At 45.3% G+C, this 17,247-nt stretch carries 9 protein-coding genes; 4 read left to right on the top strand and 5 right to left on the bottom strand.

Annotation, left to right across the window (positions count from 1 at the left end; all coding sequences use genetic code 11):
- Positions 1–98: 98 nt before the first annotated feature.
- From RCO25_RS11675 to RCO25_RS11655, 5 genes are all read right to left on the bottom strand, one after another.
- Positions 99–5,186 (bottom strand): endo-alpha-N-acetylgalactosaminidase family protein, encoded by a 5,088-nt coding sequence (locus tag RCO25_RS11675; protein ID WP_308996318.1) that lies wholly within the window; start codon positions 5,184–5,186, stop codon positions 99–101.
- Between the two features lie 177 nt (positions 5,187–5,363).
- A complete protein-coding gene (locus RCO25_RS11670) occupies positions 5,364–6,377 on the bottom strand; it encodes an S-layer homology domain-containing protein (protein WP_308996317.1) in 1,014 nt (337 codons plus the stop codon).
- A gap of 214 nt (positions 6,378–6,591) precedes the next feature.
- Positions 6,592–8,262, bottom strand: a complete 1,671-nt coding sequence (locus tag RCO25_RS11665; protein ID WP_308996316.1) for a response regulator transcription factor — start codon at positions 8,260–8,262, stop codon at positions 6,592–6,594.
- Between the two features lie 16 nt (positions 8,263–8,278).
- The gene (locus RCO25_RS11660; RefSeq protein ID WP_308996315.1) at positions 8,279–9,637 is read right to left on the bottom strand and encodes an ABC transporter substrate-binding protein; all 1,359 of its coding nucleotides are present in this window, start codon (positions 9,635–9,637) and stop codon (positions 8,279–8,281) included.
- 151 nt (positions 9,638–9,788) lie between these two features.
- A complete protein-coding gene (locus RCO25_RS11655; RefSeq protein WP_308996314.1) occupies positions 9,789–11,573 on the bottom strand; it encodes a sensor histidine kinase in 1,785 nt (594 codons plus the stop codon).
- Positions 11,574–11,845: 272 nt separating this feature from the next.
- Between RCO25_RS11655 and RCO25_RS11650 the strand changes: the two genes are divergently transcribed.
- The 4 genes from RCO25_RS11650 (at position 11,846) to RCO25_RS11635 (ending at position 17,120) form a co-directional block, all read left to right on the top strand.
- Positions 11,846–13,225 (top strand): ABC transporter substrate-binding protein, encoded by a 1,380-nt coding sequence (locus tag RCO25_RS11650; RefSeq protein WP_308996313.1) that lies wholly within the window; start codon positions 11,846–11,848, stop codon positions 13,223–13,225.
- A gap of 97 nt (positions 13,226–13,322) precedes the next feature.
- Complete coding sequence (locus RCO25_RS11645; protein WP_308996312.1) at positions 13,323–14,234, top strand: carbohydrate ABC transporter permease; 912 nt, start codon at positions 13,323–13,325, stop codon at positions 14,232–14,234.
- A 15-nt stretch (positions 14,235–14,249) separates the two neighbouring features.
- The gene (locus tag RCO25_RS11640; protein ID WP_308996311.1) at positions 14,250–15,065 is read left to right on the top strand and encodes a carbohydrate ABC transporter permease; all 816 of its coding nucleotides are present in this window, start codon (positions 14,250–14,252) and stop codon (positions 15,063–15,065) included.
- A 21-nt stretch (positions 15,066–15,086) separates the two neighbouring features.
- Positions 15,087–17,120 carry a DUF5107 domain-containing protein gene (locus RCO25_RS11635; RefSeq protein WP_308996310.1) on the top strand — a complete coding sequence of 678 codons (2,034 nt, stop codon included), beginning with the start codon at positions 15,087–15,089 and terminating at the stop codon, positions 17,118–17,120.
- Positions 17,121–17,247: the final 127 nt, after the last annotated feature.

The raw sequence follows: 17,247 nt of genomic DNA, 5'->3' as shown, positions 1-17,247 counted from the left end.
TGAAATTCACCCCAATTTATTATTTTGAGCAGGCAGAAAGAAAGCCAGCTGCACAATGATATCGATCACATCATGCAGCCAGCCGTGTTGGACTTTATTTATTCCACAATTTTTCTTGCAACGGTAACAAGGTCTTCCAGATCAATTACGTCATCTCCGTTAATATCTGCTTTCTTCGCCAGCTGCCAATCTGAGCTGGACGCTGTTTTACCATAATGAGCTGCGATAATCGCCAAGTCGCCGATGCTTACTTTGCCGTCACCTGTAATATCGCCGCTAATGCCCTTCTCAGCAAACTCGATGTCTACCGTAGAAGGCGCCGCAGTCAATTCCACACTGCTGTCGGCAAGTTCCGCGCTGGTAACGGAAATCTTTCCGATCTTCTTCCCTGCCACATCCTTCGATCTGAAGGTTAACTCAAGAACATCCGCACTTCCTGTTACTCCGTGCGCAGATCCTTCACTTGCAAGCAGAAAACGAAGCACGCCCGGCGTTTCGTCCTGATCAGCGACGATGCTCACACCCGAGATCAATGACCTTGCCCCAACGTATTCCATAACGTTAGCGTCGTATTGAAGCTTAATATCCTGCGCATAAATATTTTGTTTAATGTTGCGCAGTCCAAGCTTCACTGCAAATTCCGTTTTTGTCGGAACGCTTTCCGGTGCGATTAGAGTAGTCGCCGGCTGCAGCTCAACATCCGCTTTTTGCACCGTAACTCTGCTTACAGCTGTAAATTTGCCGTCCACCGTCGTTACGGTAATATCTGCTGTACCCGCTTTCAAGCCGGTCACGATTACATGACCGTCCTGCGAAGCCACTGTTGCAACGGCCTCGTTGCTGGAAGACCAGGTTACGTTTTTGTTTATTGCATTCTCAGGCAATACGGTTGCAGTAAGCTCAGTCGTTTCGCCTTCCTTGAGCGTCGCCTCCGCCTTGTCTAACTGAACGCTGGTCACTCCGATTTCCGATGGGTCAACTGCTTTAAACACATTAAGCTCTGCCGCGGAAGCAAAATTGCCTACACCCTCTGTTGCCTCGAGCTTAACGTGAGTAGCTGCTGCCCCCGAGAATCTTACCGACTTCACCTTCTCGTCACGAGCCCAAGTGCCCGTCGCGACTTGCGTGAAGTTGACCCCATCCGTACTAACGGATAGATTATAACGGGTAATAATGCCGTTAACCGCTCCTGTTCTTGGCGTGTAATTAAATTGATTTACCGTATAGCTTCCACCAAGATCAAGCGTAATGGATTCCGGCAAATGTGCTGGGCTCCACTTCGTATGCCAAAGTGAGGAAATATCGCCATCTAGCGCGTTTTCTGGATCATCGCCTGGCTGAAAGCTTGATGCGCTCGCCGTCATCTCCGATTGTGGAATGAGCGTATTTGCATCATAAACATGAATCAGCACCACTGCGCTCACTTGACTGCCATCCGTAGATGCAGCTGTAATCGTAGCTGATCCAATGCCGACCGCGGACACTTTGCCTGTTTGATCAACGGACACCACATTTGCATCGCTTGATTGCCATTGCAGCTTTCTATTAAATGCGTTAGCTGGGCCAACAAGCGCATTGATTTGAGAAGCCTCACCTTTATTTAATTCCATTTCTTGCTTGGAGAGCGTCACGCTGTTAACAAGGACTCCCTCGACCGGTACGATCGGTCCTTCATCGTTAACGCGAATGTTATCGACTACGAGCGTTCCTGTTAATTCCTTCTGGTTGTTCAATTTGTTTTTAATGATAGCTAAGTAAGCATTTTTAGCGCCTTCCGTAGCAAAAGATAGATCTATCGTATTTTTACCTGCCTTGAGATTTTGGGAAACAAGATCGCGCACAACACCGTTTTCGTTGACGCGTACAGCAACCGTATACATATCCAGCTCGTCGGAATTGTAATCCATCGTCAGATGGTACAAATTATCCTCCTTCATTCGGAGCGTGTGCGGCAGCGTTCGCAGCCATTCTCCCGTTCCTTCCTCATTCGTTTTGAGAGACCATTTGCCGTCTAAAACATAGCTTTGAATTTGGTTGCCGCCCTTTTCAACGAGGTGAGTCCGTACTGGTCCTGTTTTCGAATAGACGAATGGTCCCCAGCCCTCATCGACATTTTCGAAGTCTTCGAACAGGATGGCATCTCCCTCATCTGTCTTGGTTGGGTTCTCCCATACCCTCACATCGTCAAGCACGACATTCCCGCTGCCCTTCTCTACTTTCAAGAACAACGATGCAGTATCGCTTACCGCATCAAACGATACTTTGATCCGTTGGTATTTGCTGTTCGAATATTTATGCTGCTGCGACAAATACCCGTGCTCGGTATCTTCCAAATAATTGGATACCTCAGAATCGCCTTGTTTCACGCCGATTTTCATAGTCCGTTTTCCGTCCACTTTAACCCATACGGATGCGGAATACGTTTTGCCGGCCTCAAGTCCTGTAATGACCTGCTCGATCGTCGCGTCTTCTGGACCATTCACTTGAAGCTGGTCTTCCGCATTGTTGTTTTTGACAATTTGAATATGATCTGTATTTGCTGCTGTCGAGGATTTGCTCCAATTATTAAAGCTTTGGCTGTCAAAGCTCGGATCTTTTACCGAACCGCCATCGCCCCACAGCATATCCTTATTTGCCGGAGCAGTCGTTTTGTAAAGCACATAACCGACACCCTTCTCCGCAGTCAGCGTCACTTGACCGTTTGTTACTGGTACGCTGCCTATAAGCTCATGCCCAAGATCAGAAAGCTTATAAAGCTGCGCTGTTTGCACATTGCTCCATGAAGCCGGAACGTTCCATGTCGTAGCTCCGCCTGCTGGATTCCAGTGATAGATTTTCTCTTCCGTTTCCGGATTCCATGGAATGAACACCGTACTATTGCTGATATTGCTGCTGTCGGTCATGATCGCAATGTCATTGCCGTCCTTGCTCAAATGAATTTTGGTGTCTTGACCGCGTTCAACGACCACATTGCTTTCAAATTCAATTCGATTTTCCGTCATTTTCGTAATAGGAAAATACTGCATATATTTAGTTGGCAAGTTATGATTAAAGAATGCGGCAGTTGTTTCTTTGTAGCTGTTGAAGACCGCACCGCTTTGCCAATACCCTACACCAACCTGCTTATTTCCTTTCAACAATGGCGTGGTTAAAAATCCATCAAGCACGTGATTGCGCACGAAACGAATGATTTGGCTGCTATTGCCTTGATTCGGATAGCCGGGATCCGTTCCCCAATGTACCCATGCTGCTTGCTGATAAAGCGGGCCTGCAAATTCCGTGCCCAGCATCCAGCCATTGCCATTAATGTAATCGGATAGCTTCTTTGCATTGTAATCAGCACCTGCATAGACATCTACATAAACAAATGAAAGATTATCCCCGGTATCGCTCTTGAGCATATCAAGACGGCGTTTTAATTCGCCGGATTCCACATCTTTTGTTTTGTTTACATAGTAAGCCTGATCCAGCCAGCCCCAGCCTTTGCTTAACGGCTGATTCAAGTTTTCCATCTTCGTCTCGTATGCATCCAGCATGTATTCCGTCGCATTGATGTGAACGCCGCCAAGGATATTGTATTTCTTGCCTTCGCTTAGCACATAGTTGAAATCTTCAATTCCGCCCTGACGAATTCCGATATGACCGCCATAATCCGGATGGGAATCATCATGTCCCTCAGCTTGATAGCCTTTAAACAAAATCATTTGTCCAAACCCGTCCGTCAAATTCGAAATTTTCTTCGCGTTATCGAAAGCGCGCAAGAACGGCGTTGATGTGGTAGAACCAATGTTCATACTTACATAAGAGAGATTGTCGCGAATTTTTTCACTGCCAAACGGCACCTCTGCGTGCTCGCGATAAGCGATAGCACCATCCTGCCAGTCAACTAAGCTGTCATTGTTCGCATCCGGCGTCAGTATAACCTTCGCCCAAGGCAATGGCTCCGGATCTAGCACATCGCTGCCTCGGTAAACCCACGCGCCACCTGAGATCGTCGCTTTTTTCGTGCCGAGCTGCGTATCCATAGCTACCTTCACGCGCACCTTATCGTAATCATTCACGACATTGGTGATCATCGTTGCAGCTAACTGGTCCGAGTTGAGGAAAGCATAGGTGCGGCCTCCGCTAACATCGGTTGCTCCCGCTTTAAGGTCTTTATATTCCTCATTGACTTCATTCCAGCCGCCCGTAACCCATGCAGCCGTTTCTTGCGCTTTTTCCTGCGTTCCAAGCACGGATACGAGATCATGGTTAGGAAATTCGATCGTTTTAACCTTTACGCTGCCCTTTTCCTCAAGGCTAACGACGTTAAAATTAAGGATGTTATGAGATAATTCCATGGCCACCTTCAAATCCACATTAATTTCAGGGATATGAAGGGTGTACAATGCTGTTTCTCCTTTATCCGACGTTGCCGCGCTTTTCGCATAGGCAGTTGCCGTAGGATAATAGGATTTGTTATTAATTTTCAATTCATTAAAGCCGTTTAATTGGCCTTTCATTTCCGCGCCGCTGCTTTTCCACACGTAATTTTTCACCCGCGGGAATTCCTTGTCAATTTCTACGCTCATCAAATCGGATGTGAGCGTATCAACGACGGTAATCGGCTTTGGATCAGGAGTAGTAACCTTTGCCTCGGTCACTTTCAAGTCATCAATCGCAATCGTCTTATTTGCGAACCAGCTGCGGAGTCCGATTTTACCGGCGCCTGTTGGCACACTCGGCAAGCTCGTGCTTAGAACGCTAACGCCGTCAACAAACAGTTCCACGCTGTCTTTCACATAACGCAGTTTAAACGTATATTGCTGTCCGGCTGCAAACGTTGGACTAGTAGAAGCAATATTGCCGTAAGTTTCTACGCCAGCCTTTACAGAATCCCAGCCCCAGCTGTTCAAATCGTATTGGATGATATTGTAATTGCTGCTGTCGACATAACGGTAAACTAGCCCAAATCTCGTTGGCGTCTCATTAAACTTCAGCTTGACCTCATACTCGCCATCCGCAAATTGAGGCGAAGTTTGATCGTATACAATAACGGCTCCCTGCGTAACAGCTTTAACAGCCCCATTATCCGCAGTAAACGTCGTTGACCCTTTGCCTGCTGTCCAACCTGTAATAGTTCCGTCATTATAATCCTTGAAATAAACCGTATCTTGCTCGGCTGCGAATACAGCAGCTGATGGCATGCATAGCTGTATTCCCAATAACATAGCCAAAAGAATACGATAAGGCTTGGTGCTACTTTTCAATTTGATCTCCCTCTCTGTGCTTAATAAAAAATGAAACGCAACTCGACCTGCCAAATGTGACTTTTTTTGCATCCCCCCTCGAAAAAACACTTAAGCACGATACAAAATGTATCTTTAATTGCCTGACAACAAACGTTTTATGACGACAGCCGACTCCGCTCTAGTTGTAAACTTTTTAGGAGAGAAGGAGCTTGCTGTTCTTCCTTTCAACAATCCAGAAGCAATGGCGAACCCAACCGATTTTTTGGCCCATTCGCTAATGTCGCCTTCATCTTTAAAACCTTTTAAGCTGCCTGTTTTCAGGCTGTCTATTTTCACTCCCGCAGCATAGGCCTTCGCTCGCATCAGCATAACGCTCATTTCCTCACGCGTAATGCTTTTATCAGGTGCAAATGACGAGCTGGTTAATCCAGTGATAATACCTGCCGCATAAGCGCTTTTTACCGTCTCCTCATACCACGAGCCTGCTTTAACGTCAGCAAACGGATTTTTACCATTGCCCTCCTTCAGCTTTAATGCTCTAGCGATCAAAGCTGCGAACTGCGCCCTCGTTACGTTGTTGTTTGGAGCAAAACGATCGTTATCGATGCCCTCCACGATGCTTTTATTAACCATTTGCATAATATCGTCTTTCGCCCAGTGCCCTACAATATCACTGAATATTTTCGTGAAATCGACGGACTGCGTTAGCATAAAGGACTGATCCTTAAGGTTCTGATCGATTATTTTCATGGAAGTCCAATTCACCTTAGCGGTTCCAGCCTTTTTCGCTTTGAAGGTGATCGTGCTTATATCCATATTTCCGGCTTCACCTTTCACGTTACCGATCTTGGTGTGGGCGAACGTAATTTCATTGTTTTTGACAATCGGAGAGACAGAAAATCCTTTTATGCTCGATTCTGCTTTTACAACCTCCAATTGATCAGGGTCAAACTTGAATTTTACTTCATATGCGTATAAATCCTTCATGTTTTCTCCGCTTAGCGTAATCGTAAATTGTGCTTTTGCGGACTCCTTATCCGACGCCTTCATAACAAAATCGGATGCCTTCTCCGCGCTAGCAGCAGACATCCACAGCATCGTACAAATCGTACAGATCAGCGAGTTCATCAGAATTTTTCGATACAATATGTATCCCTCCCCTTGGTTTTATTGACCCCTCTATCATACAAACCGTGGAAGCGGATACAAATGATCTATTTTGAAGTAAAGTTGATCATTTTTGCATTTAACGACTTTTTTTGCTCTTGAACGAAATCCACACAGAAATGTGAGAACGCAAAAGAACCTCCAGACCACATAAAAGTGATTCGAAGGTTCTTTATCCGATGTCCCTATCAAGCTAAATATAAGAGGAGATGACCAGACGCTTATCTTTCTCCTTACGATAGGCTACCGGACTAAGCCCTGTTACTTTCTTAAAGATACGGCTAAAATGCTCAGGGTTGACGTACCCTACTTTCTCCGCAACATCATAAATTTTCAACCCGTTTTCCAAACCTTCCTTGGCCTTTTCAATCCGCAAGTTCGTTAAATAAGAAATGAAGTTAATACCGGTCTCTTTCGCGAATTGCTTGCTTAGATAGCTCTCGCTAACACCAACCGTCTCGCTAATATTCGATAAATGAATATCCTCATCAAAATGATTTTCTAGAATCGCCTTTGCTTTCGCAACGACGGGGCTGAGCCAAGCGGCAGTGCATGGTGATTTGGGATGCAGCTTCTCATGCACCTTCTCTAGAAATAGCTCTAACCACTGCACCGTCTCATCCCAGGTCTCCAGAGTGCGAACATGCTCTACTGGATGCGGAAACTTTTCATGCAGCGTCTCCCAAGAAACGCCGTTTTTGTGCATCAGCGTCCCCGCCTCCCAAATAAGGTCACTGAGTGCCGACTTGATATCGTCGGGGGAAGAAGGAAACCTCTCGACTAACCGCTCGAAGCCAAGCTGCATCTGCTGCTTCCACAGCGAAGGGTCTGCTTCCTTTAATGCTAGCAGCAGCTCCGACTTGAAAGATGCCCACTTTTCCTTCCAATCTTCTGCTTCGATCCGAAATGGCCTCTCCGCTTCAGGATATAACAAACGATCGTATCCATGATAGTAGCTAAGGATCGACAGCCGTTCAGCTTGCCTAAACAATCGGCTCCACTGCATTACGCCGCTTGCGACATCACTGATCCCAATCGATAGATTTAGATTCAAAAACTGCTTCAGCCTAATTTTCACATCCGTTAATACACTTTGGGTCAGTCTTCGAATGGCCAGCGTACTGCATTGCTCGGGAAACGTGAAAAATAGCGTATAATGACGATCATCATGACGACAGACGCGGCATACTCCCTCATTCCGGTCAGTATTCGTAACGGTCCGAATCGTTTGCAGAACCATTCGATGAATGTGCTCGAATGGAATGACCTCGGACATGCGAATCAGCGCTACCTCTTGATTTTTCTCTCCTAAATGATTCCTGACAAATTCCAAGCCTTGCTTCAGCTCTTCATCTTGTTCATAATCCGCTTGATTCGAAGCATGGGTTAAGGAAATCCGGTGCAGGATGGAGCATACTGTTTCTTCTTCGTCTTGAGCGGGTGATACGGACTCCTCTGTTCTTTGGCGCCTTTTTAGTTCATCTACCGTTTTTTTCAACACAGGCGCAATATACGCCTCGTCTAATTTCGCTTTGAGCATATAATCAAAGGCGCCAAGTACGAAGGAATCCCTTACATAACCGTAATCGCCATACGCGCTGAGCATGATGACGAGCGGCTGCCGCGTTAACGAAGCATCGCGAAGGGCTTTAAGAAGCTCCACTCCGTTCATGCGCGGCATCTGTATATCAGCTAATATGATGTCGACATCTTGACGCTCCTTAAGAAGCATAAGCGCCTCTTCCCCATCGCCGGCCTCTCCTGCAATTTCTATGTCCGTTGAAGTTAATGAAATGAACTCCCGAAGTGCTAATCTGGCTAAAGGTTCGTCATCTACTATGAAAGCTTGGTACTTCGCCATCATACTTCCCCCTCTGATTTCACCTGTCAAAATACAATGGAAAATGGATATTATTGTTATCGACGTATTGAACCGCCTTGCTCCAATTTTCATTCATTTTTTTGAGCATATCAGCTATGGTTGCACCTGCAAAAATTTCTTGCGCCATTTTCTTCTCGTCATATTGAGCAGCGTTTTTCACCTTCGCGAATTTCTCATCGAGCCCCTGATACATAAATGGATGGAACGGGTGGCTGTTGTTCACTTTATTAAAGAAGGGCATAACAGAATTCACATCGGTCAAGGTTGAAGAGTTCTGCGAATTGTTAATATACGCTTGATAAACATCAGGACTAAACATCCATTCAAGGAAAGCTATCGTTTCTACCGTGTTTTCGGAATTTTTGTTGATGGCCATATATTGATCGGGCATGGTGACAGCCTGCAGCCGCTCTTTTGTCGTCGCTCTCCAAGGCAGCGCGAACGCACCCAGATCCTCATCGGAATCCACCTTAGACATATGGTCTGAATAATACCATTGTCCGAGCGCGATCATAGCCGCTTGATTGGATTGAAACAATTGCTTCGCCTGATCAAAACCGATGCCAAGCGCATCAGGTCCTGCCAGCTTGTTCTCCGCTATCCGCTTGAGCAAATTTGCGGCTTTCTCAAAGGCGGAGCCCTCTCCAAACGGCTTTTCGATATTTGTTAGATTTGCCAAATAATTTTCATCCTCCGTAATAATAGGAGGACCAAATTCAATAAAGGGATAAAAGGTCCATTCTTCCTTGCCGCCGATTGCGATAGGAATATATTTGCCGTGCGATTTGATCTTCTCCAGCACATTTATAAATTCGTTAAACGTCTGCGGCACCTCGACACCCACCTCCCGGAAAATACTCGGGTGGTAATAGACATATTCGGAGAAAGAAACAAGCGGCAAACCAATTATTTTACCATCCAACTCTGCCGGGTATTTATTTCTGCTTGTCGCATTCAATTCATCCAGAGAAAGAAGAGAAGCCTTGTAAATGGACAGATGACCAGGCTTCAAGTAGAACAAGTCCGGCAAATCATTTGCCGCCAAGCGCACCTTCAAATATTGGCCGCTGTTATCGGGGATCGTTTCCACTTCAACCGTTACATTCGGTTTAATAATAGAGTAATCCTTTACTTTTTCTGTCCAAAATTCGATATCCGTCTTTGATTCCCAAATCCCCAATTTAATTTTTACCGGCTGAGTATGATTGGAAGCTTGTTTCGTTTGCGGATCACCAGTGCCATATGAATTGACCCTATTGCTCATTTCATCCTTGTTTAAGCCGATGTAGCCGGCAAGCAAGCCTATAAAGATAAGGCTAATGACTAAGGCGGATCCTACTCCTTTTCTCAATCTCATTCATATTTCTCCCTATAAAGCGTGGAATAATTAGTCTTGTTGACGCTTACATCATCATACACGGAAAGCAGACAGAACAATATGACGTTTTTGGTTCAAACATGATCTTTTATGTATCATATTCTTTCATCCCCCTCAATCTGAAGCAGCTCTATCTCTTTATCGTGATATCTGCCATTTCCTCATCCGGTTCATTAATCAAAGGCAAGCGGATCCTTACCTTCGTTCCGTGTGGATAATTAGGCTCGTACTGCAATCCGTAACGCTCTCCATAATGCAATTGAATCCTTCGATGAACGTTCCGATTTCCCATTCCGCTAAATGCATAGATAGGCGCTTGATCAAGCTGAAGCATCGCATCATCCGGCAGGCCTGCTCCATTATCTGCGATAGTAATAATCAAATCCGATTCTTTTGCTTTGATTGTAACATCTATTCTCCCTGGGTAATCGATCTCCTTCAAACCATGAATAATGCTATTTTCCAAAATCGGTTGAAGCAGCAGCTTCAACAAATAATGGCCAGTAATCGCTGTATCGATGTCCCATTCCGTCTGAATAGGCCTGCCGAAGCGAATCTCCATAATATATAAGTAATGCTTCAAGTGGTCGACTTCTTCTTCTATCGTTGTGAGCAGCCCGCCCCGATTAAACGAAGAGGCTAACAACCGAGTTAACGCATGAGTCATGTTGCGGATATTGTCCGCTTTGCTTATTAGCGCCATATACTTTATCGAATTTAACGTATTGATCAGAAAATGAGGATTGATTTGAGATTGAAGAGCGGCAAATTCGGCCTTGCGCTTCTCCACCTCCTGTTTCTCATGCTGATCGATTAAATCCTGAACCTGTTCCGTCATTAGATTAAAGGAATGGCCAAGCCGCACCATTTCCAAGCTTCCTGAACCCGTATACCTCGCGTTTAAGTCACCTCCGGTAACTCGAACCATTTGGCGGAGCAATTCGCGAATCGGTTCTGTGACATTTGAAACGAGATAGAAGGAAACGAGCACAAACGCCAAAATGATCAAAATTGCAAGGAACCATACAAAGGAATTAACGCTCCTATAGCTTGCCATTAAATCTGAATACGGTAGCATTTGTACAATATACCAATTGGTATCATCTACTCTAGCATAGGTAATCAATTTCCTATTTTCCTCGGTGTCGTCCACGAAAGAGCCTTTTGCATGTTGTCCAATTTCTGCATTCCAATTATCAGGAATTAGAATGCCTCTATCAACAATTGTATTTGACGCAATAATTTCACCTTTGTCGCTTACGATGTGCAGCACAGATTCCGAATTATCACGCGATTGCAAAATACGGTCGAAAGTGCCGCTTTCAAACGTAAACAAAATCATTTCTAGCTTAGAAAAGGGATTGGAATCACTGGGAGAGAGTGCAGCAGCCATAATATACGGATTGTAATTGCCATAAAGCACATTCGGGAGCATACCCAGAAATTGTACGATGTCAGGTGTGCTGGCCGTATTACGGTACCATTCTTGTTCACGAACGCTGGACTCTTCCATCATCATGTTTTTCAAATAGGAGTAAGACTTTCCGTTATCGAAAAAGAAGTTGACCGAAAGAACGCGGCCGGAGACGGACGCCGTGTACTTCTCGATCAAAATTTTCAGCTTATTGCTAGCTATTTGTTTCTCGATACCCGTCTTATGATGTACGTCCAATACCGTTAATATCACATCCTGATCCACACCGATAGAAGCGAACAAACCAGCCATCCGATTTATTTCCTGACTTACGGAATAGGCAACCGCTTGGGAGGTTTGTAGAGAACGCCCCGTGTTTTGCTGCAGGATATCCCGTTCATAGATGTTTAAAATGACAGCACTAATCAAAATGACCGGTACGATGACGATTAAAATAAAAAAGAGTCTTAGTATCGTGGACATTCGCAAATTTTTTTGCATAATGACTCCTTTAACTCGAATAAACTCTCGTTTCTATTCGACAATCTGCGATCAATCCCTCTCGCGATGATTCGACCATAGAATAATAGCTTTATCATAAGCGAAGAATCACGATATTTAATTAGCCATATACGAGATTATTTGGACTATTCCGTTATCTGAATTCCATCGAGAGTAACCCAGTTCAAAATATGACAGGTTTTGTTCAAAATTGTTCATGTACCCGTTTCGTTTTGCAACGGTATACTTACAAAAAAAAGGAGGAGTCAAATATGAAAAGCTACAAAGTTTTATCATTAATACTTACAGCAATGATGTTTATGTTGTCAATTGGTTGCTCGAACTCTGCAAGCAACAATCCAGCGGCCTCAGAATCTCCTGCTTCCGCTTCAACAGCTGAACCGGATGCCCCGTCTTCCAATCTGGAGGGCAGCGTTGTATTTTGGTCCATGTGGAGCGATACAGAGCCGCAAGCTAAGGTCATTCAAGGAGCGGTCGAGCAATTTAAGAAAGCTAACCCGAACGTAACGGTTGATTTGAAATTTACAGGCCGAGATCTCAATAAATTAATTAAGCCTGCGCTGGACGGCGGTCAGCAGATAGATATTTTTGAAGGGGATCCTGCAGTTACGATGGACACCGTAAAGGATCACCTGCTTAAGCTTGATGAATATTTAAGCGAACCGGCAGTAGGAATGGAAGGCAAAACGGTACAGGAATCAATTCTTCCAAGCTTGATGGATTGGACGAAATCGCTCTCCGTTAAAGCTGGTCTTGAGGAGGGCTTCTACGCTCTTCCGCAGCAGCCTTTCGCGGTGCTTTTCTTCTACAATAAAGAGGTGTACGAGAAAGCGGGAATTACAAGTCCTCCTGCCACATGGGAGCAGTTCATGGAATATAACGAGCGTATTAAGCAGGCGGGCGTTGCTCCAATCACGTTTGACGATGCCTATCGCGATCTGTTTATAGGCGGATACCTCAGCAGTGCAATGGGCAACGAATGGGTAGATCAGCTTGTGAATGACAAGACAGGCGAGATGTGGAAGGATCCAATCGTGCTGCAATTCGCGAAGGATATGCTCCTCATGAAAGAGAACGGCTACTTCTCTACTAAACTCGCAGGCAGCAAATATCCAGCTGCTCAACAGGATTTGGTGCTTGGCCAATCCGCTGCATACTTGAACGGCACTTGGCTGCCTAATGAAGTTGCCGCAACGGCAGGACCTGACTTCAAGTGGGGATCTTTCCAATTCCCTACTGTGCCTAACGGTAACGGAAAAGGCGGCACGCAGGAGCTAACCTTCGGCGCGCAAGCGCTTATGTTGAACAAGAACAGCAGCAATAAAGCTGCCGCAATCGAATTGGTCAAATACCTGATCGGCAAAAACGCGCAATCCGAAATGGTGAAGCAAGCGCAAGCGATTCCCGCAACCGTAGATACGGAATGGCCTCCCGCTTTGGCTGAGGCCGCTGTCGCGATCGATAATGCTAAGATCAATGCGCCTTGGGGCTTCGGAATCAACAATTCAGCCGACTTCTCCAAAGGCATGATCGTACCGGTATTCATGGAGCTTGTTACAGGTAAATTATCAGCAGATGATTATGTAAACAAAATGAGCTCGGAAGCTAAGAAGTTCTATGGCTCCAACTAACGAAAACTAGAGGTTTCGATCATTGTGCAGCATCCTCCGGGTTGCTGCACAATGACGTTTTAGACCATTATTAATCGTATCCGGGAGGAAAATTTGTATGCGTATTAAAAAACCGATTATTGCCCTTTTCCTTTTGCCGGCGGTACTCATTTATCTTTCTATCTTTCTCTATCCTACGCTCAGAGCCACACTGATGAGCTTCTATGATATCCCTTCCCTATCCAGCAGAATATCCGAGTGGTCCTACATCGGACTCGAAAATTATTCGCAGCTGTTTCATAACAGCTATTTTATGGGCTCCGCGTGGAATGTACTGAAAATATGGCTTTACGGCGGTATTATTACGATGTTTTTCGCTTTCCTATTTGCCGCTATCCTGTCTTCGGGCGTCCGCGGCAAGAGCTTCTGGCGAGCGCTTATTTATTTGCCTAACACCGTTTCCGCTGTCGTGTTAGCTGTCATCTGGCTCCAATATATTTACAATTCAAGCTATGGCTTCTTGACGAAGCTCTTTCGTTTTTTGGGGCTTAACTCGCTTGCAGATATTCAATGGACAAGTGACGGTCATTTGTTCCTATCGATGCTCTTAGCCTACTGCTTTGGTTCCATCGGTTATTTTATGCTTATTTTAAATGCCGGAATGGATCGCATTCCTCACGATTATTACGAGGCTGCTCTACTGGAGGGGGCAAACCCGCTGCACAAGTTTTTCAAAATCACATTGCCGCTGCTGCAGGACGTATTCCGGATGACGCTAGTGTTATGGACCGTAACGGCCATTAATTTCTTTGTCTGGTCCGCTACCTTCGGACTGGAGGAAAGCCCATCTACGATGACGCCCGGCTATTACATGTACATCAAGGTATTTGGCGATGGCAGCTCTGTCTATACGCAAGAATCCTTCAATGTGGGGGCTGGAGCGACGGTAGGCGTTATGATTACAATATCGATTCTGATCCTTTCAGGCATCATCAACCAGTTTTTCCGTAAAGAACGTCTTGAATATTAAAGATGAGGTGTCAACATGGTCAATAAAATTCGCTACGTTCCGCTCTATCTATGGCTGTTGTTCACAATCGTATTGTTCGGGTTCGCCATTCTGGCTTCCCTGAGCACAACACGAGGTATTTTCACTCATTCCTTGTTCGAAAGCGGCATCCACTTTTCCAATTATATCGATTTATTCAAAATCCAGAAGATGGGGCGTTATTTTCTGAACAGCCTCATTTATACCGTAACAGCTTGCGTAGGCGTCCTTGTTATCGCTGCTCCTGCCGCATATATTTTAGGAAGAGTGCAGTTTAGGGGCAGAAAAGTAGTTAACATGATGTTTTTGTCCGCAATGTCCATTCCAAGTTTGCTCATTTCCATTCCGCTGTTTACGCTATTCATTGAGCTGAAGCTTACAGGGTCCATCTTAACGCTCATTCTAATCTATACGTTCACCAATATTCCATTTGCCGTGTTTCTGCTTACCGGCTTCTTCTCCTCCATTCCTAAGGAATTAGAGGAATCAGCAGCGGTAGACGGCTGCGGCCCGATCAAGGCGTTTATTAAAATTGTTTTGCCCGTTGCTCAGCCTGGTCTCATCACCGTATCAATCTTCAATTTCATGTCTATTTGGAATGACTATTTATATGCACTGATCTTCGTGGGCGATCCGAAAAACCAAACGCTGGCGCTTGCTTTACGTTCAATCGTTGTAGGCTTCACCAACACAGGCAACTATTCTGGTATATTCGCAGCATCCATGGTCGTATTTCTGCCTACCTTTATTCTTTATTTGTTTATTTCCAAACGAATTGTCGCCGGTATAACCGTTGGAGCAGTAAAAGGATAGTATAAAGGAGCGTGTATTTAAATGCGTGTTTATAAATCAACCATACGGATAGAAGGCGCAGCTATTGAAGGGGTTAATCCGCTGCCGATGTTTCGAAATAATAACCACCATAGAGAAGTCAACGATAATGGCACCCTCACGGAAGAGCTTCGAACAAAGATCGGATACGAGACGGGAGAGCGCTATTTACCCTATCGAATACAGGATCGCTATTCAAGAACTAGAACAACTCTTTTATTAGAAACGATTATACTGGAGAATGATCACTTGCAAGCCGTATTTTTGCCCCAGTACGGTGGCAGATTGTATTCTCTGTTCGATAAAAAATCGAACCGCGATATTCTCTATACGAATCCTGTGCTTCAACCTGCTAATCTAGCGATATTGAACGCCTGGTTCTCTGGAGGGATAGAATGGAATATAGGTCAAGTAGGCCATACATTCACAACATGCTCCCCCGTACATGCAGCTATACTTAAAGATGATCATGGCAATGATTTTCTTCGCATTTATGATTATGAACGCTGTAAAAATGTTTTTTGGCAAATCGACTTCCATCTTCCGTCGGGGTCGGATAAGCTCCTCATTTATGTAAAAATAATCAATGACAACAACAAAGCGGTACCGATGTATTGGTGGACGAATATCGCGGTAGAGGAAACCGCCGAAGCCCGTGTGTTCTCTTCTACCGATGAAGTCATCTATATTGATTATAAAATTAAAGGCTTTGGCTTAGGAAAGCTGCCCTATCTGCCAACTGTCCCGGGTAAAGACGTTTCCTATCCTATGAACTTTCCATTCTCGAACGAGTATTTTTTCCAAACGCCGGCAAGCAGCGAGTCACCATGGGAAGCCGTTGCGTACGAGGATGGCAAGCTGTTTTACGAGCGTTCTACCTCCCGGCTGCGCTACCGCAAAATGTTCTGCTGGGGCAACCATGCAGGGGGAAGACGATGGTGCGACTTTCTCGCTAGTCCCGGAGAAGGGAATTATATTGAAATACAAGGCGGCTTCGCGCCTACACAGCTGCACGGACTCGATATGCCAGCCCATTCGGAATGGGATTTCACCCAAGTGATTGGGCTGTCGGATATAGATGTCGAGCTAGCCCATCAACAGGATTGGAATCAGGCAAAGGATTATATCCAAGATTGTGTCGATCATCATATGGATCAAGAGGAGATTATTGCGCTTCATCAATCCCTTCAAGCGCAGGCCGGCAAAGCACCTGAACAAAAGCTTTTCCACGGCTCAGAATGGGGGGAGCTTGAGCGGCTTCGCAGAGAAAAATTAGAAAATCGCACGATACCTGAGGGATTTCTTTTTTTCGACGGGAATCATGCTTCTGATGCAGTGAATCAGGATTGGCTCACCCTTCTCAACGAAGGGCACCTTCCAGAGCGTAGTGTTCATGAAATCCCAAGCGATTGGATGGTCCAAGCGGAATGGCTGGACCTTCTGCAGGCAAGTCTGCAATCCGCACGGAATCAAACCTGGAACGTCTACATGCATCTAGGTGTCATGCTTTATGAGAATGGCAAGGAGGATGAAGCGATCGAGGCTTGGGAAACTTCCATTCGCCAACAGCCATCTGTCTGGGTATACCGGAATCTTGCTGAAGCGATGAAACGAAGAGGTCTCACGGACTCGGCGCTGGGTTATTGGAAACGAGCATACAGCCTATCCCAATCATTCCCTGACCTTGCCTTGGCTGAGGAATATTTGAATCTGCTCATTGAAAAGGAACAATACGAAGAGGCATGGCGCGTTTACCACTCCTTGCCGGAATCTTTCTCGAGCAGTGACCGCATTCAGATTATCGTAGGGGCAGCCGCACTGGAACTGGATCAGGAGGATTTTGTAAAGCGCTTGTTCCTACAGGAATTTGCTGTCATTCGCGAAGGAGAAGTTCTAATCCTAGAACTCTGGTACAAGTACAATGCCAAGAAGCTGGCTGGGGCAAGAAACGAAGCTATAACTGCTGCTATCCTTGAGGAAGCCAAATTAAAATTCCCGCCGCCTGCCAATATTGATTTTAGGATGATTGGCGAGTAATTGAAAGCATTGCTGGAAATATATTGAAAAATGAAAATCGACTCGTTTTTGTAAGGTAATTATGTCCATCGCGTATTGCGGTTAAATACAAGCACCGGGAGCCGGGAGAGAAAAAAAAGCCCTCTGC

The sequence above is a fragment of the Paenibacillus sp. LHD-38 genome (assembly GCF_031157315.1).
Taxonomy (GTDB): Bacteria; Bacillota; Bacilli; order Paenibacillales; family Paenibacillaceae; genus Pristimantibacillus.
The sequence above is the reverse complement of the archived record's forward strand: the minus strand, read 5'-3'. Positions and strand labels throughout refer to the sequence as shown.